The organism is Vreelandella neptunia (genome assembly GCF_034479615.1).
Classification (GTDB): Bacteria; Pseudomonadota; Gammaproteobacteria; order Pseudomonadales; family Halomonadaceae; genus Vreelandella; species Vreelandella neptunia.
Genome location: NZ_CP140255.1, coordinates 2,916,293 through 2,941,074 on the forward strand (window position 1 = coordinate 2,916,293; position 24,782 = coordinate 2,941,074).

The 24,782-nt window shown below is 53.4% G+C and carries 30 protein-coding genes; 13 read left to right on the forward strand and 17 right to left on the reverse strand.

Features of this window, described 5'->3' with window-relative positions:
• Positions 1-201: 201 nt before the first annotated feature.
• The 4 genes from SR894_RS13545 (at position 202) to SR894_RS13560 (ending at position 3,541) form a co-directional block, all read left to right on the forward strand.
• Positions 202-1,095 (forward strand): DMT family transporter, encoded by an 894-nt coding sequence (locus tag SR894_RS13545; protein ID WP_133730141.1) that lies wholly within the window; start codon positions 202-204, stop codon positions 1,093-1,095.
• Positions 1,096-1,204: 109 nt separating this feature from the next.
• Positions 1,205-1,684, forward strand: coding sequence for a cupin domain-containing protein (locus tag SR894_RS13550; RefSeq protein WP_166650316.1), 480 nt, complete (start codon positions 1,205-1,207; stop codon positions 1,682-1,684).
• Positions 1,681-3,240, forward strand: a complete 1,560-nt coding sequence (locus tag SR894_RS13555) for an acyl CoA:acetate/3-ketoacid CoA transferase (protein WP_133730139.1) — start codon at positions 1,681-1,683, stop codon at positions 3,238-3,240. Before SR894_RS13550 ends, SR894_RS13555 begins: the two co-directional genes overlap by 4 nt.
• 52 nt (positions 3,241-3,292) lie before the next feature.
• Positions 3,293-3,541 carry an FAD/NAD(P)-binding protein gene (locus SR894_RS13560; protein ID WP_223288863.1) on the forward strand — a complete coding sequence of 83 codons (249 nt, stop codon included), beginning with the start codon at positions 3,293-3,295 and terminating at the stop codon, positions 3,539-3,541.
• Here SR894_RS13560 and SR894_RS13565 read toward each other — a convergent pair.
• A protein-coding gene (locus tag SR894_RS13565) for an IS3 family transposase (protein WP_223289246.1) occupies positions 3,538-4,691 on the reverse strand; the annotation gives its coding sequence in 2 pieces (ribosomal slippage) (positions 3,538-4,454 and positions 4,454-4,691; 1,155 coding nt in all). The genes SR894_RS13560 and SR894_RS13565 overlap by 4 nt on opposite strands.
• A gap of 36 nt (positions 4,692-4,727) precedes the next feature.
• Here SR894_RS13565 and SR894_RS13570 point away from each other — a divergent pair.
• Entirely contained in the window at positions 4,728-6,089 is a 1,362-nt protein-coding gene (locus SR894_RS13570) for an FAD/NAD(P)-binding protein (RefSeq protein ID WP_223288588.1), read from the forward strand.
• Positions 6,090-6,141: 52 nt separating this feature from the next.
• Here SR894_RS13570 and SR894_RS13575 read toward each other — a convergent pair whose 3' ends face one another.
• Positions 6,142-7,068 (reverse strand): LysR family transcriptional regulator, encoded by a 927-nt coding sequence (locus SR894_RS13575; RefSeq protein ID WP_133730137.1) that lies wholly within the window; start codon positions 7,066-7,068, stop codon positions 6,142-6,144.
• Between the two features lie 195 nt (positions 7,069-7,263).
• Here SR894_RS13575 and SR894_RS13580 point away from each other — a divergent pair, with 195 nt between their 5' ends.
• A complete protein-coding gene (locus SR894_RS13580) occupies positions 7,264-7,812 on the forward strand; it encodes an RpnC/YadD family protein (RefSeq protein ID WP_133730136.1) in 549 nt (182 codons plus the stop codon).
• Positions 7,813-7,814: 2 nt separating this feature from the next.
• On the opposite strand, the gene mmuM is transcribed toward SR894_RS13580, so the two are convergent.
• Complete coding sequence (gene mmuM / locus SR894_RS13585) at positions 7,815-8,783, reverse strand: homocysteine S-methyltransferase (protein WP_223288589.1); 969 nt, start codon at positions 8,781-8,783, stop codon at positions 7,815-7,817.
• A complete protein-coding gene (locus SR894_RS13590) occupies positions 8,780-10,222 on the reverse strand; it encodes an amino acid permease (protein WP_133730134.1) in 1,443 nt (480 codons plus the stop codon). Before SR894_RS13590 ends, mmuM begins: the two co-directional genes overlap by 4 nt.
• Positions 10,223-10,511: 289 nt before the next feature.
• On the opposite strand from SR894_RS13590, the gene SR894_RS13595 reads away from it, so the two are divergent.
• A complete protein-coding gene (locus SR894_RS13595) occupies positions 10,512-11,480 on the forward strand; it encodes an Rpn family recombination-promoting nuclease/putative transposase (RefSeq protein WP_133730133.1) in 969 nt (322 codons plus the stop codon).
• A gap of 35 nt (positions 11,481-11,515) precedes the next feature.
• On the opposite strand, the gene SR894_RS13600 is transcribed toward SR894_RS13595, so the two are convergent.
• Both SR894_RS13600 and SR894_RS13605 read right to left on the reverse strand, forming a co-directional pair.
• Entirely contained in the window at positions 11,516-12,118 is a 603-nt protein-coding gene (locus SR894_RS13600; RefSeq protein WP_133730132.1) for a glutathione S-transferase family protein, read from the reverse strand.
• Positions 12,118-13,365: a YbfB/YjiJ family MFS transporter gene (locus tag SR894_RS13605; protein ID WP_133730131.1), complete on the reverse strand. Its 1,248-nt coding sequence runs from the start codon at positions 13,363-13,365 to the stop codon at positions 12,118-12,120. Before SR894_RS13605 ends, SR894_RS13600 begins: the two co-directional genes overlap by 1 nt.
• A 145-nt stretch (positions 13,366-13,510) precedes the next feature.
• On the opposite strand from SR894_RS13605, the gene SR894_RS13610 reads away from it, so the two are divergent.
• Positions 13,511-14,389: a LysR family transcriptional regulator gene (locus tag SR894_RS13610; RefSeq protein ID WP_133730130.1), complete on the forward strand. Its 879-nt coding sequence runs from the start codon at positions 13,511-13,513 to the stop codon at positions 14,387-14,389.
• Positions 14,390-14,432: 43 nt separating this feature from the next.
• Here the strand turns inward: SR894_RS13610 and SR894_RS13615 are convergent, their stop codons facing one another.
• The 3 genes from SR894_RS13615 to SR894_RS13625 all read right to left on the reverse strand — a co-directional run bounded on the left by SR894_RS13615 (position 14,433) and on the right by SR894_RS13625 (position 16,697).
• Positions 14,433-15,128: a haloacid dehalogenase type II gene (locus tag SR894_RS13615; RefSeq protein ID WP_133730129.1), complete on the reverse strand. Its 696-nt coding sequence runs from the start codon at positions 15,126-15,128 to the stop codon at positions 14,433-14,435.
• Positions 15,109-16,296, reverse strand: a complete 1,188-nt coding sequence (locus SR894_RS13620) for an MFS transporter (protein WP_322535546.1) — start codon at positions 16,294-16,296, stop codon at positions 15,109-15,111. The genes SR894_RS13615 and SR894_RS13620 overlap by 20 nt, the downstream gene beginning before the upstream one ends.
• A gap of 65 nt (positions 16,297-16,361) precedes the next feature.
• On the reverse strand, positions 16,362-16,697 hold the full coding sequence (locus SR894_RS13625) for a zinc ribbon domain-containing protein YjdM (RefSeq protein WP_133730128.1): 336 nt from the start codon (positions 16,695-16,697) through the stop codon (positions 16,362-16,364).
• 98 nt (positions 16,698-16,795) lie between these two features.
• Here SR894_RS13625 and SR894_RS13630 point away from each other — a divergent pair, with 98 nt between their 5' ends.
• On the forward strand, positions 16,796-17,185 hold the full coding sequence (locus SR894_RS13630) for an ester cyclase (RefSeq protein ID WP_133730127.1): 390 nt from the start codon (positions 16,796-16,798) through the stop codon (positions 17,183-17,185).
• Here the strand turns inward: SR894_RS13630 and SR894_RS13635 are convergent.
• On the reverse strand, positions 17,182-17,640 hold the full coding sequence (locus SR894_RS13635) for a GNAT family N-acetyltransferase (RefSeq protein WP_244286470.1): 459 nt from the start codon (positions 17,638-17,640) through the stop codon (positions 17,182-17,184). The two genes, SR894_RS13630 and SR894_RS13635, sit on opposite strands and share 4 nt — an antisense overlap.
• Positions 17,624-17,998, reverse strand: a complete 375-nt coding sequence (locus tag SR894_RS13640; RefSeq protein ID WP_133730126.1) for a winged helix-turn-helix transcriptional regulator — start codon at positions 17,996-17,998, stop codon at positions 17,624-17,626. Before SR894_RS13640 ends, SR894_RS13635 begins: the two co-directional genes overlap by 17 nt.
• Positions 17,999-18,088: 90 nt before the next feature.
• Here SR894_RS13640 and SR894_RS13645 point away from each other — a divergent pair, with 90 nt between their 5' ends.
• Positions 18,089-18,415 (forward strand): nuclear transport factor 2 family protein, encoded by a 327-nt coding sequence (locus tag SR894_RS13645; RefSeq protein ID WP_133730125.1) that lies wholly within the window; start codon positions 18,089-18,091, stop codon positions 18,413-18,415.
• Positions 18,415-19,188: an SDR family oxidoreductase gene (locus SR894_RS13650; protein WP_133730124.1), complete on the forward strand. Its 774-nt coding sequence runs from the start codon at positions 18,415-18,417 to the stop codon at positions 19,186-19,188. The genes SR894_RS13645 and SR894_RS13650 overlap by 1 nt, the downstream gene beginning before the upstream one ends.
• 24 nt (positions 19,189-19,212) lie before the next feature.
• Here the strand turns inward: SR894_RS13650 and SR894_RS13655 are convergent, their stop codons facing one another.
• Positions 19,213-19,671: a nucleotidyltransferase gene (locus tag SR894_RS13655; protein WP_223288590.1), complete on the reverse strand. Its 459-nt coding sequence runs from the start codon at positions 19,669-19,671 to the stop codon at positions 19,213-19,215.
• Positions 19,672-19,746: 75 nt separating this feature from the next.
• Positions 19,747-20,802 (reverse strand): DUF3541 domain-containing protein, encoded by a 1,056-nt coding sequence (locus SR894_RS13660; RefSeq protein WP_133730122.1) that lies wholly within the window; start codon positions 20,800-20,802, stop codon positions 19,747-19,749.
• A gap of 140 nt (positions 20,803-20,942) precedes the next feature.
• Between SR894_RS13660 and SR894_RS13665 the strand changes: the two genes are divergently transcribed.
• Together SR894_RS13665 and SR894_RS13670 are read left to right on the forward strand one after the other, a co-directional pair.
• Positions 20,943-21,773: an AraC family transcriptional regulator gene (locus SR894_RS13665; RefSeq protein WP_133730121.1), complete on the forward strand. Its 831-nt coding sequence runs from the start codon at positions 20,943-20,945 to the stop codon at positions 21,771-21,773.
• 23 nt (positions 21,774-21,796) lie between these two features.
• Positions 21,797-22,408: a LysE family translocator gene (locus SR894_RS13670; RefSeq protein ID WP_133730120.1), complete on the forward strand. Its 612-nt coding sequence runs from the start codon at positions 21,797-21,799 to the stop codon at positions 22,406-22,408.
• Here the strand turns inward: SR894_RS13670 and SR894_RS13675 are convergent.
• From SR894_RS13675 to trpA, 4 genes are all read right to left on the reverse strand, one after another.
• A complete protein-coding gene (locus SR894_RS13675; protein ID WP_133730119.1) occupies positions 22,392-22,712 on the reverse strand; it encodes a hypothetical protein in 321 nt (106 codons plus the stop codon). The genes SR894_RS13670 and SR894_RS13675 overlap by 17 nt on opposite strands.
• Before the next feature lie 93 nt (positions 22,713-22,805).
• Complete coding sequence (locus SR894_RS22975; protein ID WP_422822659.1) at positions 22,806-23,045, reverse strand: HigA family addiction module antitoxin; 240 nt, start codon at positions 23,043-23,045, stop codon at positions 22,806-22,808.
• An 87-nt stretch (positions 23,046-23,132) separates the two neighbouring features.
• Positions 23,133-23,753 carry a LysE family translocator gene (locus tag SR894_RS13680; RefSeq protein ID WP_133730118.1) on the reverse strand — a complete coding sequence of 207 codons (621 nt, stop codon included), beginning with the start codon at positions 23,751-23,753 and terminating at the stop codon, positions 23,133-23,135.
• 171 nt (positions 23,754-23,924) lie between these two features.
• Positions 23,925-24,764, reverse strand: a complete 840-nt coding sequence (gene trpA / locus SR894_RS13685; protein WP_223288591.1) for a tryptophan synthase subunit alpha — start codon at positions 24,762-24,764, stop codon at positions 23,925-23,927.
• Positions 24,765-24,782: the final 18 nt, after the last annotated feature.

Here is a 24,782-nt window from a genome sequence, read left to right on the forward strand (position 1 = left end):
AGCTAAACCGAAATCTGCGTCTGGAAATTGTGTCTGCGCTTTCCCGATGCTCGCAACAGGTCATTAGCTGTTAATGAGCCGCCAATTCTGTCTCTCATTCATTACGTTTCGTAAAGTATACCTGAGCAAATCTTCATTATTCATAATCACTGTATCTCGCTAGCCTTTCCTTAGTAACAAACCCACTAAGGAGAGATTCCAATGACATCAAATACAACCACAATACCTCGTTTTCGCTCAGGCGTGACCGCCCTGGGATTGCCTTTGCTTTTCATCGTTATGTGGAGCTCTGGCTACGTGGCTGGCAAAGCAGCCCTGCCATTTGTCGGCCCATACACCATGATCTTTCTACGCTTCGCTAGTGCCGCCCTGGTTTTACTCATGGTCGCCGTTGCAACACGCGCACCGTGGCCAAGAACGTGGAAAGAGGTTGGCCACATTGCAGTTGTCGGGCTGCTGATTCAAGCAATGCAGTTCTCGGGGCTCTATACCGGGATCAATCTCGGCGTGAGTGCGGGGGTTTCGGCGCTCATCGTCGGCACAATGCCCATCTTCGTTGCACTTGGTGCCAGTGTTTTTCTATCTGAACGCATAAAGTCACATCAATGGATTGGGCTTCTGATTGGTCTAGTAGGCGTTGTGCTGGTGGTTTCAGAAAAGTTCTCTTTTGGAGAGGCGACGGTCGGGGGATATATCGCGATTCTCTTCGCCCTGCTTGGTATCACGCTAGGTACGCTTTACCAGAAGAAATTCTGTACAAGCATGGATCTACGTACGGGTGGTTTCATTCAACTGAGTGTCGCAGCAACCTTTGCTTTCATTGCAGCCCATACTCTTGAAGACCTGTACTTCCAAGTCACGCCCACTTTCTTATTCGCAACGAGCTGGATGAGCCTTGTGAACTCGATCGGAGCCATAAGCGTACTTTACGTCATGATTCGTCGCGGCGAGGCAAGCAAAGTGGCCAGCCTTTTCTACCTCATACCTGGAATGACAGCTCTCATGGCTTTTGTGATTCTTGGCGAAACGCTTCACCCGCTAGCAATGATTGGTTTTGCAATCACCGCTTTTGGAGTTTATCTGAATAACCGCTAAGTGTGATGTTTTCTTCATGTTGTATCCATACGGTTATGTTGAAACCTACACCGTATTATCAGTAAGCGTAATTTTTATCACTCGAAAGTCGATAACAAAAGGTAAACAAATGAAAAATGCAAAGATTCTTTCCAATCTGCTCAGCGATCAAGATGCGCTTGACAACCTTAATTGGCAACCGCATCGCCGCGATGGACGAGCAAATGCTGATATTTTTGAACTATACGATGGACGTAATAACAATAACGAAGGGCCTAAAGCTGCACTGATGCGCTATCGACCTGGTGCTACGGTTAAACCACATCTTCATCCAGGTTATGAACTTATTTTCGTACTCAAGGGAACTTTGATAAACGATACAGGGGAGCATCCAGAGGGGACGTTAGAAGTTTGCCCGCCAGGAAGCATACACAGTCTCTCAAGCCCTGGAGGTTGCATTTTTTTAGTGGTATGGGAACAGCCTGTTGAGGTACTTGAGGATACTCATAATCGTATCGAAAAATATGAAAAAAGCTGTGCTAGTGACAGCTTAATTTCTCAATGCAACGGGAAGCTAAATGCTGAAAAGTTCAGGGAGATACCAGAATGAAAGTTATTACAGCAGAACAGGCCAGTCAATTAATCAACTCTGAAACAACACTATCAACTGGCGGATTCGGTAGCTGCGGACACCCAGAGGCTCTTACAGCAGCTCTTGCGAAACGATTCGTAGAAACAGGACACCCACAAAACTTAACTTTAATTTTCGCTGCAGGACAAGGAGATAAAGGCGAGCGCGGCCTCAATCGTCTGGCTATTCCTGGTCTAATCAAGCGAGTAATTGGCGGCTATTGGGCGCTCACCCCGATGCTCGGAACGCTAGCGCTTTCGGGAAAGATTGAAGCTCATAACTGGCCCCAAGGTGTAATTAGCCATCTCTACCGTAAAATTGCAGCTGGCGCCCCTGGAGTAATAACAAAATTGGGCTTAGGAACTTTTATCGATCCCGATCAAGATGGGGGTAGGATTGATTGCCAAGACACTTCCTCACTAGTTCGCAAGATACTACTTGAAGGTGAGTCATACCTACTTTATCCCACTTTACCAATTAACTGCGTTTTCATTCGAGGCACTCGTTGCGATAGTAGAGGCAATCTGTCAATGGAAGCTGAGGCTAGCTTTCACGATTCCCTAACCCAGGCGATGGCGGCGCGAAACTCAGGAGGGATAGTGATTGCACAAGTAGAAGAAGTTTGTGAGTCCGAAGAACTTTCACTTAACGATATTAGAGTTCCAGGTATACTGATTGATTTTGTAGTGATAAGCGAAAAGCACCATCACTGGCAGACTTACGGTACACAATATAATGCAGACTTTGTTTCACGACCAAAAGCTATCGAGTCACATAAAGGCCTGCCTGAAAAAATATCGGTAGCGAAGAGGATTATTGCTCAACGCGCACTCATGGAAATCGAGAAATTCGATGAACCAGTAGTAAATTTAGGAATAGGACTGCCTGAGAAAATAGCTACTGTAGCACGTGATGCTGGCATGCAAAATTTAGGTCTGACAGTTGAATCTGGGGCTATCGGCGGTTTCCCAGCAGGTGACATGTCTTTTGGCGCCTCGATGAGTCCAGAAGCCATAATAGATCAACCTTCAATATTTGATTTCTACAACGGCGGTGGTATCGACATCGCCTTCCTGGGTTTCGCTGAAGTCGGTGCAGGAGGGCATGTCAATGTTGCAAAGTTGGGTAAGCGCATCAACGGTGTTGGCGGCTTCGTTAATATCGCTGAGGCAGCACGAAACCTAGTTTTTTGCGGCACGTTTACTGCCGGAGGCCTTGAAACACACTGCGCAAATGGGCGTTTGATTATTTTAAAAGAAGGCTGCATTCGGAAGTTTCGAGTCGATGTAGAAAAAATATGTTTCAACGCACATGCAGCAGCCCCTCAAAAGGGGATGGTGCTCTACGTGACTGAGCGCTGTGTACTGCGTTGGCAAAGCGGCCAGCTTCTACTCATTGAAATAGCTCCTGGCATCGATCTCGTGCAAGACATACTCAATCAAAGTGACACCCCAATCAAGGTCTCATCGACATTGAAATTAATGCCAGCAGCACTCTTTGAGACGACTCAAGCGGTGACTGCAACTTCGGTCTAGTACTCCACTAGTCTTGAGAAAATAAAGCTTCCTAACAATAAGGACAATAGCTATGCAACAACGTAAACAAGTCGTCATTATCGGCGGTGGTTCGGTCGGAGGTTCGGCCTTTCATCAGCTTATTCAACACGCTGCAAAAATGGGAGTTTCCGATTATCTTGAAATAACTCTTATCGAACGCTCAAGTAAGGTGGGCTCTGGAGAGGCTTATCAAAATGATCACTCACACGCTCTCTTAAACACTCATGCAGACACAATGTCTCCAATTGCAGGGCAATCTGAATCGCCCCGAGTATTCTAGACACCCGTTAGGCTCTTAAAGTAACGCCTTTCATACTCAACCGGTGATAAGTTATCACTTGTCCCGTGTCGGCGCTTTGGGTTATAGAACATTTCAATGTAATTGAACACGTCACGTCTAGCCGCTTCGCGTGTCGAATAAATCTGTCGCTTGATTCGCTCTCGCTTGAGGAGTTGAAAGAAGCTTTCAGCAACGGCGTTGTCATGACAGTTACCACGTCGACTCATGCTGCCCACCAACTGATTAGCTTTCAGAAAGCTTTGCCAGTCTCCACTGCTGAACTGGCTTCCTTGATCCGAATGCACCATCACCGATCCTTGCGGCTTGCGTCGCCAGACTGCCGATAACAAAGCATCCAGCACTAATTCCGAGGTCATACGAGACTTCATCGACCAGCCAACCACTTGACGAGAAAACAGGTCGATAACCACCGCTAAGTAAAGCCAGCCTTCGTATGTTCGGATGTACGTGATATCCGTCACCCAAGCAACATTTGGCGCTGTTACTTCAAACTGACGGTCTAAATGGTTAGGTGATACAACAGCCGGTTTTCCACCGCCATAGCAGCCAGGGCGTCGTCGGTAGCCCGTCTGGGAGCGTAAACCTTCCCTACGCATCAGGCGGGCCACTCGGTGCTTACCGCAGGCTTCGCCAGCCTCACGCAAATCCTGGTAGACCTTGCGATAACCATATACACCGCCGCTTTCAAGCCACGCATGCTTGACCAATCCCAAGAGACGCTGATCATCCCGGTCTCGATTAGACAGTACTTTTTTGCACCATGCGTAGTAGCCGCTAGGATGCACGGCCATCATGCGGCACAAACGCCGTATCGGATATTGGCTCGCATGGTTTTGAATAAACGCGTACCTCAGTCGGACTCCCTGGCGAAGTACGCGGTGGCCTTTTTTAATATATCTCGCTCTTCTGACACGCGCTTTAGTTCAGCCTTCAAACGACGGTTTTCAGCGTGGAGATCATCATCTTCTTGTCGTTGTTCTACCGGCTTATCGTAGCGCTTGATCCAGTGGTACAAGCTGTGGCCTGACACGCCTAACCGCTCAGCGACTTCGGCAACGCGATGGCCGCGCTCTACCACCTGTTTAACGGCTTCGATTTTGAATTCTTCAGTGTAACGGGGACGGTTCATGGATCCTCCTAGATGCCTTTAGTATAAGGCCTAGAGGTGTCTACGAAACCCGGGGCGATTCAATCTTCCCATTTTATCAACTGGCTATACCAGAACGAAGAACTATGGCGGCAACAATACCCCCACCTCTACGTTCATCCCAGTGCCTACTTACCTCGCCCTCTTTTTGGGCTTTACATGCAAAATCTTTTTGAAGACAGTCGCACACTTGCTTGGCAATATCGCATACCTTTTACTCGACTCCACTGTGAGGCATCAGACATTGTACCAACCGAAGAAGGCTACTTAGTAATCACCGACAACGATAAGCGAATCAAGGCTGATTATTTGCTTCTTTGCTGCGGGAACCTCCCCTCAACAAAATTCAAGGCACACCATCAACGATCTTCATACTTCAATAGCCCTTATCCAGGCTACGTTATCGCGGAGCAAATTGATAAGGATCAACCAGTCTGCATCGCTGGTACCAATCTAAGCGCAATCGACACTATTATTTCGTTAACGGAGCATGGGCATAGAGGTAAAATCATTTGCGTTTCGCGGCGTGGTCGTTTCCCAAGCGTCAGAGGGACACAGAACCCAAAGCATAAGCCCCGCTATTTAACCGAATCAGCAATCATGGCACTCGCAAAAACTCACGACGGCATAACTCTAGAGGATGTATGGCATCTCCTCAACCAAGAATTACTTGCAGTAGGAGGTCGGGGAATTGATATCCAGGAAATTCTTTCTGAAGGAACTACTGCCTATGACTACCTTTGTCAGGAAATTTCTAAGGCTACGCAAGTACCAAGACTCTGGCAGTCCATAGCTTACTCACTCAATAGTGTCATTGATCTGATCTGGCACAATCTACGCAAGGAAGATAAAAGAAAGTTCTATTGTGAATACCGTGACCTCTTCCTAGCCTACCGGGTCTCCTTCCCACTCGAAAACGCCCGACGCTTGCAAAAACTAATGGAAACTGGACAGCTAAATATTCATTGCGGCATTCAGCGCGTTGGCTATGATGAAGCAGAAAACTGCTACAACATAGAACTTATCGACAATGCTTGGAATCATGAGATGAGGGTTCGCTCTCGTTACTTTATTAACGCCACTGGATACAATCTCTCTGTGGGTGAAAGCGAGGTAGCTTTAATTCAGAATCTTCTTAAACGCAAGCTTGCGACTGCAGACCCTTTTGGCGGATTCCGTACTGACTTTAAAACAGGAGCACTCCTCTCCTCATCTGGATTACCACAGAGACATCTCTTCGCCTTGGGCAGCCTAACGACTGGAACCTATTTCTTCACTAACGCAATGGATGTCAATGCCCGCCATACAAGTGAGCGTGCAGGTCATATCGTGGAACAAATTGCCATTGCAGCTCTATCTCAGACTCGGGATGCCGTATAGCGTAGTAAGAGAGGACACAGAAAAGCTTCATCTGCTTAGGAAGTAGTAACATTTAATACGACATGTTTTCTGCGATCTGCTCTGGCAAAGACCAACAGCGACGAATCAGCTGAATCAGCCATTCAAGTTGATTGAACTCAACAGTAGTCGCGGTTTTAATGCTGATTCGTACATCCGGCAGTGCGGGGAGTTGTTGCAAATTTATTGGTGAGGAGAGCCCATACTGCGAAGGGGTAAAAGGTAAAGCGCTCACACCCAGGCCAGCCTTGACCGCTGCGAGCAGATCCCCTAAATCACGCGCCTCGTAAACTATGCGCCAAGGCAGTTGACTTTGTTTTAGCTCATTGATTTGCAAGTCTCGTAGTATACAAGGGGGAGCAAATGCAACAAGAGGAATTTCATTGCAGGACTCAAGCAAAAAGTCTGATGCACCTACCCAGAAAAGACGTCGGTCTACCAACTGGACTCCTTCTTGCACATTCAAATGCGGTCTCTCTGTAATATCGACAGCGATGACCATATCAAGCAGGCCATTAATGAGCTTATGTTGCAGTACAGTTGAGCGTCCTAGTTGAGGAATAATACGAACGCCCTCTTTCTCAAAACGCATGGAGGCCAACATGATTGGAAGATAATCTTGTGCAAAATATTCCGACACTCCTAAACGAATCTCTTTTGCTACCTCACTGCGCTGCCCGAGCTTATTGAAAGCTTCGTCGTTAAGGGCAAGAATTTGCCGTGCGTACCATAGAAAGAGCTCGCCTGCCTCAGTAAAACGTTTTCGACGCCCATAGGTCTCAAAAAAAGTATTACCAAGCTGTTCCTCAAGCCGACGCACATGGTGAGAAACAGCCGATTGAGTTAAGTGTAAGGCCTGCGCAGCTTCCGAGAATCCTCCATAGTCGCTTATCGCTACCAACGTACGCAATAGCGTTGTATCTAAATTAGTTTTACGTGCAATCTTTATTATGTCAGTCATGAGAGTTCCCCCTTAGCCCCCCACATACACGCTCTTTTATACGCTTTGGAGAGAATTAAATGCAACTAGACTTCTGGATCGTACCAGGATTCCTGAAGGCTCCAAGCCTTGCGAGGATGAAGCTATAAGCAAATCAAATCGATATTCCCCTTCAGTCCGCCATCGGGCGGTACGGCACCGCTAGACATCTTCGAGATGATCACCCCGGAACCGCCCGACTTTCTGCAGATTTATCAGCCCCACCTATGCTATTACCTGGTCGATGAAGGGCGCTATACTGATGAACAGCTAGGTTTGGTTCAGACACCGCTCAGTGGCGTTTTCAGCGTCGAAAATGCAGGAGAGAGCTGGGAAACCCTGCAGCGAGCCGTTGATCGTATAGTGGCCATCATTCAAACGGATCCGAACAAAGAGCGCATTGATAAGGTCATTACACGTTGGATCAAGCGTCACCTGCAACGGCTTGGAGCAGAGGTGAACCTAGATCAGCTCAACAGTTTGGTGGAGGATAAAGATATGTTGGCAGAAAATTTAGAAAACCTGGTGCAAAAAGAGCGTCGGGCAGGGGAGCAACTGGGTATTGAAAAAGGCCGTCAAGAAGCCGAGAAGCTTGCTTTGGAAAGCAAACGCAACACGGCCCGTAAGCTGATCGCTCGCACCGAAATGGATGATCAGATGATCGCGGATATCGAAGAGCTGCCCGTCGAAGAGGTAAAAAAGTTACGGGCAGAGACTCAACATTAGGCCTAAACAATCTGCCGCGACCTCCGCCACTGAGCCAGCACCTGAATATCCTCTGGTGTCGTCCGGCAGCATCCGCCAATGCCTGACGCACCTGCTGCCAGCCATTGCTCCACCCCTTGTGCCAGCCCGGAAATATCCGCAGCGGTATGATCGCATTGGGCTGGGTGCCAGGTTTTGGTTACCGCGTCGTACACTTCCCCTGAGTTGGGGTAGACCAATATAGGCAGATCGCACTGACGCCGGATCGCCTGAATCAGCGATTCAATGTGGGCCAACGCCGTACAGTTCACGCCGATTGCCGCAACGCCTGGGCAGTTGGCCAGGGCTGCCGCACACTGCTCGATCGGCGTGCCATCGCTGATGTGCTGGCCATCCTTCGCCGAGAAGGTGATCCAGGCCTGGGCGCCGGGGTTTTCAGCCAACAAATCGGTGATCGCCAGCGCTTCCTCCAATGAAGGCAGGGTCTCAGCAGCCAGTAGATCCGCGCCCGCCGCCAGCAAGAGTTCAAAGCGCTCACGGTGAAACTCAACCAGCCCGTCGCGATCCAGGTCATAGCCGCCTCGGTATTCACTGCCATCCGCCAGATACGCGCCATAAGGGCCAACGGATGCGGCTACCAGCGGTTTGGGGCGGTCGGTTTGGCCGGGCTGCCAGACCGTATCCCGCGCTTGCTGCGCCAGCGTGACCGATAACTGAATCAACGCCCGCGCCTCTTCTGCCGTCATTCCCGCCTGCATAAAACCCGGCACCGTGGCCTGATAGCTGGCGGTAATCGCACAGTCGGCACCGGCTTCGAAGTAGGCCTGATGCACCTGACGAATCTTCTCCGGGGCTTGCGCCAACAAGCGCGCCGACCAGAGGGCGTCATTGAGGTCACAGCCTAGCGCTTCCAGCTCGGTGGCCATGGCGCCGTCGATAACCATAAAGGGCACGTCGGCCAACAGGGCTTTGATCGGATTAAACTCATTCATACGGTGTTTTCCTCAACGGCGTTGTGCGAAGGTTCAGAACGTTGGGAGGCCGAGCGGTGGCGCACATAGTGCACCAGGTAGCACAGGCCAATGAAAGGCACACCGAAATAGAGCGCCACGCGTTGATGCGGGTCGAAGGCAATGCCAATGCACGCGGCCAGACAGGCTGCAAACGCAATCATCGGCACCCAGGGGTAGAACGGCGTGCGATAAACCAGATCGTTCAGCTGCCCGCCTTCACGCAGGTAGTGGCGGCGGAAGTTAAACTGGCTGAGCGCAATCGCCATCCAGACCACCACCACGGCCAAACCGGAAATCGAGACCAGCACCAGATAGACAGTTTCAGGGGCATACACGCTGGAGAACAGCGCGCCCAGGCCGCCGACCATGCTGAGTAGCAGGGCATTCATCGGAATGCCACGCTTGTTGAGGCGGCCAAGCGACTTGGGCAAGGTGCCTTGGTCAGCGAGCGTCCATAGCATGCGCGACGAGGCATAAAGCCCGGAATTCGCCGCCGAAAGCAGCGCGGTAATGATCACAAAATTCATGATATCGGCTGCGCCCGGCACGCCAAGGCGGTGGAATACGGCCACAAAGGGGCTTTGACTGAGCCCGGCTTGATCCTGAGGTAGCAGCGCCGCAATCACGACGATGGTGCCGACGAAAAACAGGATCAATCGCCACAGGGTCGCGCGGATGGCTTTGGGTACATTGCGGGCCGGGTCTACCGTTTCTCCGGCGGCAATGCCAATCAGCTCGGTGCCGGAAAAGGCAAACATCACTGCCAGTAAGGCGGTACCAATGGCCATCAGGTTGGGCGGCATGGCACCCTCTCCCCACAGTGCCGATAGCCCCGGTGAGGCGACCTCAGCGCCAGCGGAATCATGCAGCGGTACCCAGCCAATGATCGCCACGGCGCCCACCAGCACAAACACCACCACCGCAATCACTTTGATCAGTGAAAGCCAGAACTCAGACTCGGCAAAGAAGCGTGAGGTAAACGCATTCACGCCAAAAACAATCGCCGCAAACATGCCGCTCCAGTACCAGCCGGGGATGTCGGGAAACCAGCGCCCCATGAACACCGCCGCCGCGGTGAACTCTGAACCTAGCGCCACCGTCCAGGTGAGCCAGTACATCCAGGCCACCATGTAGCCGGTGCCGGGGCCGATATAGCGGCTGGCATGCGCGCTGAAGGCGCCTGAATTTGGCATATGCACCGCCAGCTCGCCCAGGCACATCATCACCAGCCAAGCAACAATGCCACCTATCAGATAGGCCAACACTGCCCCAATAGGCCCGGCCTGCTGCACGGTATAACCGGAACTCAAAAACAGCCCGGTGCCAATCACGCCCCCCAACGAGAGCATCACCAAATGGCGCGTCTGCATACTGCGCTTGAAGTGCGCCTCTTCTTGATCACTTACTGGCTCACTCATGGTGACATCCCTATCTTAGGCCTAACACGGCGCCAGGCGCCCAGCGGCCTGGCTCAGAAAGGGCACCATTTTAGTGCATTCTTAATTTACCAAAAAGCATAAAAGAGATTTTTAATATTCTTATTTTGAATATGCAGTCTGGCATGGGTGCTAAGGGCTGGATATATCAAATGCAGGCAGTGTCTAACGCCAACCCGACAACAGTTGCTTGCCAAGCCCTCGCTATTTATTCTTAGGCATATTGTTTTTTGCGATGCACTCGCTTAGGCACATTGAATAAGGAGCACTCATGGTGGGCACCATTCACAAACATCATGATACAGGCTACAAGGAGCTGTTTAGCTACCCCGAGTTCGTGCAACAGTTGATCGAAGGCTTTACGCCTGCTGAGATTGCTAAGCTGATGGATTTCTCCACCCTGAAGAGCCACAGCGGCAACTACATTACGCCGCTTTTTGAAGAGAAGATTGAAGATGTGGTGTGGTCGGTTGAAGTGAAATGGAAAGACCTCACCCAACGAGTATTTCTGTATATTCTGCTGGAGTTTCAGTCCTCAGTGGATCGCACTATGCCCATTCGGCTACTGCACTACGTCGCCTGCTTCTATAGCGAACTACTCAAACAGAAGATCATCACGCCCAGCCAAGGGTTGCCGCCCGTGCTCCCTGTCGTGTTGTATAACGGCTCAGAGCGATGGACGGCACCGCTAGACATCTTCGAGATGATCACCCCAGAACCGCCCGACTTTCTTCAGATTTATCAGCCCCACCTACGCTATTACCTAGTCGATGAAGGGCGCTATACTGATGAACAACTAGGCTTGGTTCAGACACCGTTAAGCGGTGTGTTCAGCGTCGAAAACGCCGGTGAGAGTTGGGAAGCCCTACAACTAGCCGTTGATCGTATTGTGGCCATTATCAAAGCGGATCCGAACAAAGAACGCATTGATAAGGTCATCACGCGCTGGATTAAGCGTCATCTGCAGCGGCTTGGTGCAGAAGTTAATCTAGAGCGGCTCAACAGTTTGGTGGAGGATAAAGACATGTTGGCAGAGAACTTAGAAAATCTGGTGCAAAAAGAGCGTCAGGAAGGGCGTCTGGAAGGGCGTCAAGAAGCCGAGCAACGTGCCTTGGAAGGCAAACGCAACGCGGCCCGAAAGCTGATCGCTCGCACCGAAATGGATGATCAAATGATCGCGGATATTGAAGAACTGCCGGTTGAAGAAGTGGAAAAGTTGCGGGCTGAGATCCAGCACTGAGCTGGCTTTCTCCCCACTTCTCCTAATAGAAAGTCCTAACAGAAAGCCGTCTGTTGAAAGCTTGCTCGTGCTGTCACACCAGCCTGCCATTCCTGTAACTGTGGATTCTCTTCTTTCCAGCTCACCTCTGACAGCCTGAAGGCTAGGTAATCCAGCGCTACTGCAATGGAGATTTCGCCCAGGGTGATGGGTGAGGCCTTTTGTTTTTCTCCAAGCTCGCTGCCCAGCTGTTTCAGGAGTCGCTGAATGGCCCTCGAACGCCTCTGCCCCAGGTCTCTATCATCAATTCCATTGCCGTAATGCTTTCTGGCAATCACGGTATTGAACGCGGCATCCATCAGGTTTTGACCCAACCCGGTCAGGTGCAGCACCTCACCTAAACCAGCCGTGGGAATCATCGGCTTGTTGGGGCTAACGCCATCCAGGTAAACGGCAATCAGCAGTGACTCGCTTAACGTGATCCCCTTCTCCGTTATCAACGCCGGAATACGCCCGGCGGGGTTGGCCTTTAAGAGTTCGGCATCGTCTGCCCAAGGGTCGCACCACTTCATCGTCACGGCGTCCGTCAGGCCTTTTTCCATTAACACGATTCGCACCAGGCGCGCATAGGGCGAGGTTGCGTTTAGGTAGAGTTTCATTATTGCCTCCTGTGGTGGCTAGCGTGCTTTGAAGATTGCTGTGTAGATTGTTGGGTAGACGACTGTACGCCACGGCTAAGCAGCACCAGCAAAAAGCCCGCGACGAGGATGAGGCCGCTGATGGCAAACAGTGGCGCGTAGCTACCCCAGGCGCCATAAAGCGCCGACATGGCATAGCCTGCCACCGCCTGGGCGGCAGCAAAGGCGGCGGTGGCTTGCCCCCAGAGCTTCTTATGGGCGGTTGGCCCTACCAATTCAGCAAGGCGGCCAGAAGTGAGTGCAACAATGCCAGGGATCATCGCCCCCACCATGAACGAGGAAACCGACTGGCTGAGCAGTGCAAGCGAGAACACCGGTAGCAAGACAGCGGCGGCCTTCGCCGCAAAGGCGATCATCAAGCCCCCCTGCCAGCCCACTCGCTGTGCCAGTGCGCCCACCATGAACGGCCCACACAAGGCGCCCAATCCGAAGATTCCCCACTGCAGGGAAGCCGCTTGGTTACCCAGAGCGTTTTCCCTGGCGAGATAGTCCACCCAGAACACGGTATGGGGCACAAAGCCAACCGCATCCAGGGCGTAAGCGCCAATGACAAGCAGCACAGCGACCTTTACACCCGCATACCCCGTGGAGCTATTACCCACTGAGCTAGCCGTGATCGATGGGGGCAAGTGCGCCACTCCCTGTCGCAAAAAATAGTCGCACAAGAGGCCAGCGGCAATACACAGCAGCCCCAGCATGCCCCAGGTGACTGTCAGGCTTAACCCAAGGAGCAACGGCACGATGAAGGCCGAAAGCAGTGCTCCAAAGCCAATGCCGGTAAATACTAGGGCACCAACACGCGTTCGCCTTTCAGATGGCGTGGCCGCCAGCGCCAGCGAGGGGCCAACGACCATTAAAATGGCCCCGGCAATGCCTGACACCAACCGCCAGAAGAAGAACCAGAGAAAACCGCCCGCCCCGGCGCAGAGTACAAAGCTAAGCGCGATACCCGCGAAGCTTGCGGCCATCACCCAGCGAGGAGAAAAGCGCTCACTCAGCGAGTGGGCGGCGAGTGCGCCGATAAAGTAGCCCAGCAGGTTGGCGGCCCCAAGGTAGGCACCTTGGCTCGCGGTAAACCAGCCCTCTTGAATAATTGCGGGCAATAGCGGCGTATAGGCGAATCGCGCGATGCCAATCCCCGCCAGGGTCGCCATTATTCCTGTCATCAGGGCGGGCAGATCATGGGTAGTGAGTGTTCGATTAATCATGTGGTGTCCTTTTCGTGCCGCCTTTCGGGCAAGGTGGGCAGCGCGTTAGTGCACAGCCAGACTACGCGCGAGGAACCATTTCTAGAAACGATTAGTTTTGATCGCTACTATCTTGTTTAAAGATAGCCTGACAGGGAGACGGCGCGTGCAATTGAAATCATTGCGGCTATTTATGGCCGTGGCCGAAACCGGCAGCTTCGTGACGGCGGCCAAACAGCTGCACACCGTGCAATCCAATGTGACGGCTCATATAAAGAAACTTGAGGAAGAGTTAGGCGTACAGCTGATTCATCGTGCAGGGCGCGTTCGGCCTACCAGTGCCGGGTTGGCGTTGGTGGAGTACGCCGAGCGCATGCTGACAGCCCACGACGAAGCGGTGTCGCTGTTCAAAGGCCAGGAGAAGGCGTGTGGGCGGCTGCGCATAGGTGCCATGGAGACCACGACGGCGTTGCGCCTTCCGCCGATACTGGCGGCGTACCACGCGGCACAGCCTGACGTTGATATCCAGATCAAGACCGGGCCCACGGCTGAACTGGTCGAATTGTTGCTTAATGGGCAGGTGGACTGTGTCTTCGTGGCCGGGAGGCTTGAGCATAGCCGCTACCACTTGCTCAAAGCATTTAGCGAGCAGCTTGTGTTGGTCGGCTCAACGCCTATGACGAAGATGCCCTCTTCACAAGAACTGCTGACATCCGCTTTCTTGGCGTTTCGCCAGGGGTGCAGCTACCGCCAGCGTATTGAGCTGTTGCTGGCTTCCTACGGCGTCAATGCAGGCCGAATCTTTGAGTTCGGTTCGCTGGACGCGATGCTTGGCTGCGTTGCTGCCGGGATGGGTTACACGGTGCTGCCCCGTGGCACGGTTGAAGCCCACCAGCACCGGTTCGGGATCCACACGCTGGAACTGCCCTCGTCCATCGCCAATGTCGATACCTATTTTGTCGCCCCCGAACCAGAAACCTGGACACCCGCCCTGGCGAGCTTCGCTGAAACGTTACGTGACGCAGTGGTGGATGCAGGGCCTTAATGGTACTAACCCTTGCCCTGCGCTTACGCTACTTATTGTTGACTCACTCTATTAGACACTCGCTCAACGCGACGAGGTCTTCAGCCACAAAATCCCATGCTTCTTCTGCTTCTAAATCTTTGCTCTGTTGCGGGCCATATTCTGTGCGCCGGGGTATAAACGCCGTTTTCATTCCCAGTACACGGGCAGCACGCAGGTCAGCATTATGCGCCGCACACAGCATTACCTCTTCAGGCGGTAGGCGCAGCAGACGGCAAGCTCCTAAATAAACCTCAGAATCAGGCTTGTAGTGCTCGAATAACTCGGCGCAAAAAATCATATCCCACGGCAGCTTGGCGTGAAGGGCAACATCGACCATTAATGAGACATTACCGTTGGTCAGCGTTGCGATGATGGTGTGCTCTTTCAAGCGCTGTAGGCCATGTGGGACATCGGGCCAGGGCTCTAATTGGTGCCAAAAGTAATTGACGCGATCAATGGTCGCTTCGTCTAGCGCAATCCCATGTTGATTGAGTAGTGTGACTAAGCTTTCTCGATGCAGATCATCTAATACCGTCCAGGGGATTTCCCCTTTGCGTACCCTGTCCATGGAAGGCGCATAAAGCTGACGCCATTGATCAGCCAGCACTTCACTAGGCAGTTCAATCCCCAACTCTTTCTCTAGCTCATTGAACTGATGAATCAAACTGGAGCGCCAATCAACAATAGTGCCAAACACGTCAAACACGATCGCTTTCATTAATTTCTCCTTGCCGCTGGATGGTCATTAATAGCCCCAATAACGTCATGGCAATCAGCAGACTCCAGCCGAGCATAAAGCTGCCACTTATATCTAACAGCCACCCAAGGAGTGGTGGTATCGATACAATCGCCAGTTGGTTAATCGCCATGGCCAGGCCTAGCACAAAACCGGTTTTATCAGCAGGTGCAGACTCCGCTACATAAGCTACCCAAGGGCCGTACCAACCAAAACCAAAAAACCCTAACCAGGCCATCAAGCAACCCAGCATGAGCGTTGAGCGTAGCGGCAGCCAAACCAATACCAGCAGCCCCAATATCACCGCTACCATGCACACCATGACCGGAAAATAGCGCGAGCGACAGCGATCGCTCCAGGCCGCCAGCAAAATACGCCCAGCAACCCCGGCCCCCTGGGCCACAAATAACAACGTCGCGGCTTGCAGCACGTCCATCTGCAAACGGCTGTGCAGATAGAGCACGGTAAAAATCAAAATACCGTACTGAACAGAGATCAGACTAATACCGGACGCCATGATCTGTTTCATAACCGGTTCGCGAATCATCGCCAGTCGCGACAAGACAACGTTTGTCACGCTGACTTCAGAGACTCTTGCGACCGGCACCGCGCCAGCAGGGGCGCGATAAAAGAGCATAAAAACCAACGCCCCGAAGATCGCAATCAGCCCGCCCACCAGAAAAGAGGCGCGCCACCCCCAGGTAATCGCGACGGTTGGTAGTATAATCGCCGCCAGCGCCCCACCCAGCGGCAAGCCCGCCTGACGAATCCCCATGGCAAAACCACGCTGGGATTTGTCAAACCAAGCAGCTACCGATTTGCTACCGCCAGGCTGAGCAGTACTGTAGCCTGCCCCTACGATGACCAAAAACAGCAGTATGGCCCAGTAACTCTCAACCAGCACGGCAGCGCTAAGCGCAATGCCCACTACGAGGGTGCCCACCCCTACCACTAAGCGTTCACTGAACCTGTCCAGCAACTCTCCGGCAACTAACAGCCCGACTAAAGGCACCAGTTGAGCAGCAGAGACCAGCGCCCCAATCTGTAATGCAGAGAGCGCCATATCTGCCTGTATATAAACGCTGATGGCCCCAATGCCTTGAACGAAAAAGCATGCCGCTGCTTGAGCCAGGGTGGCTATCAGCAGAATGACCCATCAGTAATGTCGGCTAGCAGTCATCGGCGGCACGGTTGTCATGTTAGTTCAGGTTTTAGTCAGGCCTTCTTCACAAAGTGGGCGGTCACCATCATGTCGCCGACGCCGTCGACCTTGCAGTCCAGTTGGTGATCCTTGCTGTCCACGAGCCGCTTGATAACCGCTTTAGTGCCCACCTTGAGTACCAGTGAGCTGCCTTTGACCTTGAGGTCTTTGATCATCGTTACCTTGTCGCCTTCCGCTAACAGCGTGCCGTGGGCATCTTTTACCGTCACGGTGTCTTCTGCCTCAGCCTCAGAAGGGTTCCATTCGTGGGCGCATTCGGGGCAGATGAAAAGGCTTTGATCCTGATAGACGAATTCAGATTGGCAATGTGGGCAAGGTGGGCACGACATAAATGATGACTTCTGTGGCTTGGTTTAGGCTAATAATGATACTGAGCCAGGAGCACCGTGGCGAATACCTTCACGGCTGACCAGGAAAGGAGAACAGGATGAACAAACGGGATCTGGAAGCGGCCTACCGTGATTACATCACCTGCCTCAATAATCAGGACTGGACGAACCTAGACCAGTTCGTGCATGACGATGCCCACCACAACGGCAAGCGCCTAGGGCTTGATGGTTATCGCGCCATGCTGGAAGCCGATTACGAGCAGATACCGGATCTTCACTTCAACATTGAGCTGTTGGCCGTTGATTCACCCCATGTGGCGTGCAGGCTGCGATTCGATGTCACGCCTAAAGGCAACTTCCTGGGCTTACCTATCAATGGGCAAAAAGTGACGTTTTGCGAGAACGCGTTCTACCGCTTCCAAGATAATAAGATTCAGGAAGTCTGGTCGGTGATCGACAAGACTGCGATAGAAACTCAGCTTGGTTAAACGTTGTGGTTATCCCCGTTAACATACGAATAGAGCAAAATATCAGATCGATAGGCCCAGCCCTGATTAGCCCAGAACTTCTGAGCAGCTTTGTTCTCGGGAAGGATCATCAGGTGCGATTTCAGGATGCCTTCGTTTTTGAGTGCTTCCAGGCAGAGGCTGACCAGCCGTGTGGCAATGCCTACCCGGCGATGGGAATCCGCCACCGACAAGTGCTGAACATAGCCGCGCTTGCCATCGTGGCCCGCCATGATCGTTCCCACCAGCTTTCCTTCGACTTCTGCCACGAAGCTCAGGCCGGGGTTGCGCAGCAGGTATCGCTCAATCCCCTCTCGGGAATCGGCATCGCGCAGCCGCACGCCTTCACTTTCGCTCCACAGGGCAATGGCGTCTTCATAGTCGTTGATGGTCATGGTGCGGTAGCGCATCAGGTGGCTCTCATTGGGTGGCGGCATCGTCTTGTTTGTTCTGCTCTGCAGGGTCGTTGAAGTGATCCTTCTGCTCTGCCCATTTCAATAAGGCATCCAGCGCCGGGCAGAGCGTTTGCCCCCATTCGGTCAGGCGGTATTCCACTTTCGGCGGCACCTGGGGGTAGACCTTTCGGGCCACGATGCCATCCGCTTCCAGTTGGCGCAGCTGTTGGGCGAGCATTTTCTGGGAGATGTCGGGGATGAGTTTTTCGAAATCGGAGTAGCGCTGCACTTTTCCATCGAAGAGATGAAAGAGAATAATGAGCTTCCAACGCCCTTCCAGCATTTTTAATACATTTTCCACATCGCTTGCGGCGGTAGTGGGCGTATAAATCTTTCTCATTGGTAAGCCACTTACCTTTTTGTGCGTTCTTGATAACGCGTAAGTCTAGGCAGAATATTCTCTCACATTACCTTGCGAGAGAAGGCCATCATGAGCTTGTCACTGCCAGACGCGATCACCACTTATTTCAGCATCAGCAACGGGGCGAACGACACCCACCTTGGCGATTGCTTTACCCAAGATGCCTGTGTTTTGGATGAGGGAGAAACGCACTGCGGGCGAACCGCTATTCAAGCCTGGCTGCGCGCCACCCGTGCCAACATTGAGTATAGCGTCGAGCCGATCAGTGTTTCCCAACAAGGCAACACCATGGTGGTTACCGCGACCGTGACCGGCAACTTCCCCGGCAGTCCGGTTCAACTTGACCACACTTTCCAGCTTGCCGATATGCAAATCCAGTCATTGGAGATCCACTAATGAACCTGAACTTGAACGGGCGACGCGTGTTGATCACCGGCGGTAGCAAAGGGGTTGGCGCTGCTGTGGTGGCGCTCTTTCGCGAAGAAGGCGCGCAGGTACTGACCGCCGCCCGTACTCGCCCTGCTGACTTACCTGATGAGCTGTTTGTCGCCGCTGACCTGACGACGGCCGAAGGCTGTGCCACGGTGGCCGATGCGGTCAGCGATCGCTTGGGTGGAGTGGACATTATGGTTCATGTGCTGGGCGGTTCATCAGCGCCCGGTGGCGGCTTCGCTGCCCTTGGGGAGGAGGAGTGGCAGCGTGAGCTCGACATAAACCTGTTTCCCGCCGTACGGCTGGATCGCGCCCTACTGCCCAGCATGCTGGCCCAGGGCGATGGGGTGATTATCCACGTGACCTCCATTCAACGTGAACTCCCCCTGCCCGAGTCGACCACGGCTTACGCAGCGGCCAAGGCGGCGCTATCCACCTATAGCAAGAGTTTGTCCAAGGAAGTGTCACCCAAAGGGGTGCGTGTGGTTCGGGTATCGCCGGGCTGGATTGAGACGGAAGCCGCCGTTGCGCTGGCCGAGCGTATCGCCCAAGAGGCAGGCACCGATTACGCAGGTGGCAAGCAGATCATCATGAATTCGCTGGGCGGCATCCCGATTGGCCGCCCCTCAAAACCTGCTGAAGTGGCCAACCTGATAGGATTTCTGGCGTCACCGCTGGCGGCCACCATTACGGGAACGGAGTACGTGATCGATGGCGGTACCGTGCCTGTTGTTTGAGGGTGACAGCGAAATGGAGGTTGCCTATCTTATGGCGCGAATATCGTCGATATCGACCGGTCTTGAGAGCACCGACTTATAGCGGATCAAGTCATCCATGAACATCAAAGGAAGCTCCAGGCCTAGTAAATTCACTGTTTCATAGCGGGCAAAATCAATATTGAGCGGCATCCAGGCCTGGCTGGCTGCATCAAAAATTTGCGCGCCGTCGGCGTTGCCAACCTCCACCTTAATGCCTTCATACTTGAACTGGACATAGGTTAAATCCCAGCCCTCTTCGCAGTAGTGCGTGGCGGGCTTGGATATGTTCGCTTGGCCAGCCTGCACCACCGCTGCAAAATGCTCGCCGGGTACGAACAGGTCAATATCGTTCAACGCTCGTTTAGATCCATACCCCTTTGCTGCGAGCCCTCCGCAGATTTGAAAAGGGATATTTCTGTCTCTCAGTAATCCCACTATCCATTGGGCGGCTAACTGGTGCACGAATCCTCCTATCGGGCATAGGCCTGCTGGCTACTTTCTAACACGTCCGCCTCACCAAGGCCCGGCCAGCAATGGTTACTCGGCTGAGCGCTCGCCAAGCATGTCCGAGAGGTCGGGGCCGGGATGCAGGCGGCCCGGCCAGCGCAACACCATTATTGCCAGAACGTTGCGGTGTTCACCACCCGCCAGCCCCTTTTCCCCAGTGGCCGAGGGGATGATGCCGCTGGTCGGGTCTACCCCCGCCACCAGCGCCTCACGCACCCGGCCCACCAGCGGGTGATCCTCGCGGTCGGCAAGAAGGAAGGCCAATGCCACCTCGGCTTGGATGTCGGCCGTGGCCCGGGCCATGATGCCGGTCGTCTCCCGCTCCAGCGCTTCCAGCACCCAAGCGTGCACGTCCGGGTCTACCTTCCGCTGGTAGTATCGGCTGTCAGCGATGACGAAGTGGGTCAGGCCATATAGCCAGTTATGGTACTCGGCGTCGTCGAGCTCGGCGACTCGATCAGGCGGGTAGTGGCGTCGGAAGGCTGCCTCTACCTCCCGGCGCAGGTCCATCACGCCGAGCTGGTGCAGGAAGTACGCTTGGTTGGCCACCTGAGCGGCATAGATCCCGATCACCGCGGGGTCGGTCAAGAAGGCCGCCCAGTCAACCTCTGCCTGGTAGCCCAGCGCCCGCTCGTGGTTCTCAATGGTCGGCAGCAGGCCGAAGTACTCGGCCTGGATCAGCCGGAACAGCAGCCCCCGGGCGAAGGCGATTTCCCCCCACTCACCCAGCATGGCGCGCCGGGCGCGCTGCTTGGCCGTGCGCGGCGAGTAGTTGGCAACGATCGCCCGGCTGCGGGCAGCCGCGTACCCGGGCTTGGCTAGGCCGACGATGTCCTCCTCGAGTCGCGTCAGTAGACGCTCGCCGTAGGCATGATTGAGAGGCCGCCAGCGCTGCTCGCCCGTCAGGCGGTAGAGCCGCTGGGCAAAATGGCGCTGCTTGTCCTCGGACAGCGTCGGCAGCGCCCGCTCGTAGACTTCCTGGATGGCCAGTCCGACGTCGCGCTGGACGTCACGCTCCACATGCGGCTCCATGGCGGCGCAGCTAGCCAACGCCAGCACCATCATCAGTGAAAAGAGCTTTTTCATGACGGCCCCTTGGTGGTGTTCACTATCGATAGGCCATCATTGCACAGTTGATGAGCAATTATGTACAAGCATCCATGGAGCTACCGGCATAATCTAGGGCTGTGTTTCGAGTTGGTGTGACTAATCAGGAGGGGGGCGGCATGGGCAACGCGAGCCGGTTTCAATTTATCAAAAGTCAGCATGTGCCAACACTGACGGTGCTTCATGCGGCCATTGAGGATTTCAGCTACGACCGCCATGCCCACGAGGAGTATGCCTTCGGTGTCACCCTAGCGGGTCGTCAGGATTTCTTCAGCGGCGGGCGGTTTCACCGCAGCCCTCCTGGCAACGTTATTTTGTTTAATCCCGAACAAGTTCACGATGGCGAACCCGGCGGCGAGCATGCGTTGGATTACCTGATGGTGTATGTACACCCTGAGCAGGTTAACGCGCAGTTTGCGGAAGTCCTGGGTCACGAAAAATCGGCTAGCTTTCGTTCACGTAGCACGCTGATTCAGGATGCCCAATTGCGCAACGCCATTTTGGAACTGGCGCGCTTGGTCACCTCTCACACCGGTAGCTGTATCGATCAGGAGAACGCGCTTTATCAGATGATCGAGCGCACAGTGCATCTGGGTGGGATTTCTCAGCCCAACCAGGCGCCCACTCGGCCCGATGCGCTGCTGGGATTGGCGAAAGATTATATCCACGCCCATCTGGATAGAGATGTCTCCCTTGATGACATCAGCCAAGCGGCGCACTTATCCAAGTACCATTTCTTGCGGCTGTTTCGCCAGCATTACGGCATCACGCCGCATCAGTATGTGATCAATTGCCGAATCAATGCGGCCCGCTCTGCTCTGGATGTTGGCGCCTCGTTAACCGAGGTCGCTTTGCGCTTCGGATTTGCCGACCTTAGCCACTTCAATCGCCGCTTTAAGCGCATTTATGGCATGACACCCCACCAGTATCAGCGTGATATCGCGCGCTAACACCTAAGAAAAGAGGTTTCACCATGTTAGGAATTGTCGCCTATGCCCTAGGCGCTATGTATTCGCCTGGGCCTGTGAATCTGCTTGGCCTGAATATTGGTATCAATGGCCAAGCCAAAAAGTCGGTAGGGTTTTGCCTCGGTGTAGGCACCGCCATGCTGGTTTACTTATTAGTATTGGGCTGGGTGGGTGCTGCCTGGATCGATGATGAAGCACTGATCGTGGTGAGTGCCTTGGGCTGCGGTTATATTGTTTATCTCGCAAGCAAAATCGCCCGTTCAAGTGTTGATATAAGCGAGCCAGACAACGCCCCACGGCTAGTCAGTTATCGTGATGGGCTGGTCATGCAGTTGCTTAATCCCAAAGCCATTGTGGCCACCCTGCCCATCACCACACTGCAGTTTCCTGCCGCTGACATTCAGGGGCTTAGCTTAGTGGTTTGGGCGTTCGGACTGGCGATGCTAGCTGCGGGCGCCCCCGGTAGCTATATCGCGATTGGCAGCGCCGTAGGCAGTCGTATTAAAAGCCCTGCAATCATTAAGGGCTTCAATTGGCTAATGGCTGGATTGCTGGTAGCTGTGGCGCTTTCGATAGGCGTTGAGCATGTGTGGTTACCGCTTACTGCCCGAAGCTGATGCCCAGCCGTAGTGCTTGTAGGCCATCAAATTCGACCGTTACTTCATCAGAAAACAGGGGATGGCCCTGCACTGCCAAATCCAACGTTGCTTGAGAGCCGCGATAAGTGACGGTGACAGCGATTTCCGCTGAGGTGCTAACAGGCGCCAGCAAATCATACTCAACGTCATCGATGCTAACAGAGGAAAGGCCGCGGTCATCCAGCTGTTCTTGGATTTCCCGCTCAACGACAACGCCGTAATAGAAGTAAACACCCGCGTAGCCAAGCGCTACTACTACGATTAGTGAAAAGAGCTTTCCCATTGTTTCTCTCTGTTTATAAAATATTGAATGGTTACTGCCTGCAATGATTAGACTCGTAACTATCGATAATTACTATTTTTATATCAAGCGTATTTACGCCATCTTCTGCCAGTGCGACACATCTTGAATACTCGATATACCGTCGTGCTCAAGCTGTTCTGCCTTGTAAATATCCCAGCGCATTTGTAAGTTCAGCCAGAAATCCGCTGAAACACCAAAAAAAAGCGCCAGCCTGAGCGCAGTGCTCGGGGTAACGCCACGCTTTTTATTTACCAGCTCATTAATCCGCTGGTAAGGCACATGAATCGCAGACGCCAGCTCGCGCTGGGTAATCCATGGGCTGCAAAAACTCTTCTAGCAACATTTATAGACAGCCTGGGAAGGTCGCGAGTTAAAGCTCTCTCCCATGTTAAAGCTTGCTCACTCTTTTTTAGCAAGCAATAGCCCTACTCCTGCGCTGGCCAATAAGCCTGCGCAGCTGCGGTTGAATAAACGCCGCATGGCAGGGCGTGAAAACCAGTGGCTTAAAAAGCTGCCTGCATAGGCGTAACCGGCAATCGCTACCCATTCCAGCAGCAAAAACAGCGCACCTAGCACTATAAACTGCTGCCCTACATTGCCGCTGGGCTCCACAAACTGCGGTAGGAATGCGGTAAAAATCAGGATGGCTTTTGGGTTGCCGGCGGCAAGCAGGAACTCTTGTCGCGCCAGCTCAAACAGGCTCTTAGGCTGGGTATCTCCGTCAACACTTTCAGTGCTGTCGGCACCCCATAATTGATACGCCAGCCATAACAGATAGAGGCCACCAATTACCTTGATGACCAGGAAAATTTTTTCAGAGGTGTAAAGCAGCGTCGCCAAACCGGTAGCAGCCAGCGTAATCATGCCAACAAAGGCTGCCAGCCGCCCAATACCTGCGAGACAAGCTGCTCGAACGCCATAGCGCTTGGCATTGGTCAGTGACAGCAGATTGTTAGGCCCCGGCGCCATATTGAGAGCGAAGCAGGCAGGAATAAACAGCAGCAGCGTGGTCAGGTTCATGAAAATCGCCTCTCTAGGCTCGCAGCAAAGCCCTTCATTAGCATTAGACTGTATGCCCAATTGCTTAGATTAGCTGCTCACGAAGGCTTGGCTCAATCTTTGATACCCAACAGAGGCGATACATTTCCCAACAACAGCGTTAATCGGTAAGTAAGGGGACGTATACCCTGATCAGCAAACTTGCGGCTCATCTACCTCCCGACACGCCCTGACGCTTTCCGCCAGTTCACTTACCAGGCCATGCACACGCTCCACAGCCTCATCAGGCGTGTTGGCATTTTCGATACAGTCGACGAGTGCAGAGCCGACGACGACTGCATCGCTGAAGCGGCCAATGGTGGCGGCTTGTTCGGCGGTACGGATGCCAAAACCAACGGCGATGGGCAGTTCAGTATGTTCACGAAGATCGGCTACTGCGCCTTCCAACCGTTCTGGTGTGGGCGCACTTCCACCAGTGACACCGGCAACGGAAACGTAGTAGATAAACCCGGAGGCATTCGCCAGCACCTTGGGCAGGCGTTTGGCATCCGTGGTGGGCGTGGCCAGACGAATAAAATCAATGCCATGTTGGGCCGCTGGCTGGCAAAGTTCTTCGTCGTGCTCGGGCGGCAGGTCTACCACGATTAGGCCGTCTACTCCGGCCTTGGCGGCATCGGTCAAGAAGCGCTCGACGCCGTAGCAGTAAATGGGATTGTAGTAGCCCATCAGCACAATGGGCGTAGTGCTGTCTTCTTCACGGAAGCGGCGCACCATTTCCAGCGTTTTGGCTTGGGTTTGACCGTTATTCAAGGCACGCAGCGCGGCTTTTTGAATGGCGGGGCCATCGGCCATTGGGTCGCTGAACGGCATGCCGAGTTCGATGATATCCACTCCCGCTTTTGGCAACCCGTGCAACAGGCGGCGCGAAGTCTCGGCATCTGGTTCACCGGCGGTCAGGTAGCTGACCAGCGCTGGCCGGTTTTGCTGTTTGAGGGAAGCAAAGCAGTGTTCAAGACGAGAGGTATGGGTCATGACGTTCTCCTGTGTCGC

What these genes read in the sequence shown, in the direction of transcription:
- SR894_RS13590 (WP_133730134.1), bottom strand. Translation starts at nt 10,222, where the DNA reads ATGAGTGAGCCAGTAAGTGATCAAGAAGAGGCGCACTTCAAGCGCAGT.
- SR894_RS13650 (WP_133730124.1), top strand. Translation starts at nt 18,415, where the DNA reads ATGAACCTGAACTTGAACGGGCGACGCGTGTTGATCACCGGCGGTAGC.
- SR894_RS13645 (WP_133730125.1), top strand. Translation starts at nt 18,089, where the DNA reads ATGAGCTTGTCACTGCCAGACGCGATCACCACTTATTTCAGCATCAGC.
- SR894_RS13630 (WP_133730127.1), top strand. Translation starts at nt 16,796, where the DNA reads ATGAACAAACGGGATCTGGAAGCGGCCTACCGTGATTACATCACCTGC.
- SR894_RS13680 (WP_133730118.1), bottom strand. Translation starts at nt 23,753, where the DNA reads ATGAACCTGACCACGCTGCTGCTGTTTATTCCTGCCTGCTTCGCTCTC.
- SR894_RS13545 (WP_133730141.1), top strand. Translation starts at nt 202, where the DNA reads ATGACATCAAATACAACCACAATACCTCGTTTTCGCTCAGGCGTGACC.
- SR894_RS13575 (WP_133730137.1), bottom strand. Translation starts at nt 7,068, where the DNA reads ATGACTGACATAATAAAGATTGCACGTAAAACTAATTTAGATACAACG.
- SR894_RS13560 (WP_223288863.1), top strand. Translation starts at nt 3,293, where the DNA reads ATGCAACAACGTAAACAAGTCGTCATTATCGGCGGTGGTTCGGTCGGA.
- SR894_RS13555 (WP_133730139.1), top strand. Translation starts at nt 1,681, where the DNA reads ATGAAAGTTATTACAGCAGAACAGGCCAGTCAATTAATCAACTCTGAA.
- SR894_RS13635 (WP_244286470.1), bottom strand. Translation starts at nt 17,640, where the DNA reads ATGCCGCCACCCAATGAGAGCCACCTGATGCGCTACCGCACCATGACC.
- SR894_RS13595 (WP_133730133.1), top strand. Translation starts at nt 10,512, where the DNA reads ATGGTGGGCACCATTCACAAACATCATGATACAGGCTACAAGGAGCTG.
- SR894_RS13580 (WP_133730136.1), top strand. Translation starts at nt 7,264, where the DNA reads ATGATCACCCCGGAACCGCCCGACTTTCTGCAGATTTATCAGCCCCAC.
- SR894_RS13615 (WP_133730129.1), bottom strand. Translation starts at nt 15,128, where the DNA reads ATGAAAGCGATCGTGTTTGACGTGTTTGGCACTATTGTTGATTGGCGC.
- SR894_RS13600 (WP_133730132.1), bottom strand. Translation starts at nt 12,118, where the DNA reads ATGAAACTCTACCTAAACGCAACCTCGCCCTATGCGCGCCTGGTGCGA.
- SR894_RS13660 (WP_133730122.1), bottom strand. Translation starts at nt 20,802, where the DNA reads ATGAAAAAGCTCTTTTCACTGATGATGGTGCTGGCGTTGGCTAGCTGC.
- mmuM (WP_223288589.1), bottom strand. Translation starts at nt 8,783, where the DNA reads ATGAATGAGTTTAATCCGATCAAAGCCCTGTTGGCCGACGTGCCCTTT.
- SR894_RS13550 (WP_166650316.1), top strand. Translation starts at nt 1,205, where the DNA reads ATGAAAAATGCAAAGATTCTTTCCAATCTGCTCAGCGATCAAGATGCG.
- SR894_RS13665 (WP_133730121.1), top strand. Translation starts at nt 20,943, where the DNA reads ATGGGCAACGCGAGCCGGTTTCAATTTATCAAAAGTCAGCATGTGCCA.
- SR894_RS13670 (WP_133730120.1), top strand. Translation starts at nt 21,797, where the DNA reads ATGTTAGGAATTGTCGCCTATGCCCTAGGCGCTATGTATTCGCCTGGG.
- SR894_RS13605 (WP_133730131.1), bottom strand. Translation starts at nt 13,365, where the DNA reads ATGATTAATCGAACACTCACTACCCATGATCTGCCCGCCCTGATGACA.
- trpA (WP_223288591.1), bottom strand. Translation starts at nt 24,764, where the DNA reads ATGACCCATACCTCTCGTCTTGAACACTGCTTTGCTTCCCTCAAACAG.
- SR894_RS13675 (WP_133730119.1), bottom strand. Translation starts at nt 22,712, where the DNA reads ATGGGAAAGCTCTTTTCACTAATCGTAGTAGTAGCGCTTGGCTACGCG.
- SR894_RS13625 (WP_133730128.1), bottom strand. Translation starts at nt 16,697, where the DNA reads ATGTCGTGCCCACCTTGCCCACATTGCCAATCTGAATTCGTCTATCAG.
- SR894_RS13640 (WP_133730126.1), bottom strand. Translation starts at nt 17,998, where the DNA reads ATGAGAAAGATTTATACGCCCACTACCGCCGCAAGCGATGTGGAAAAT.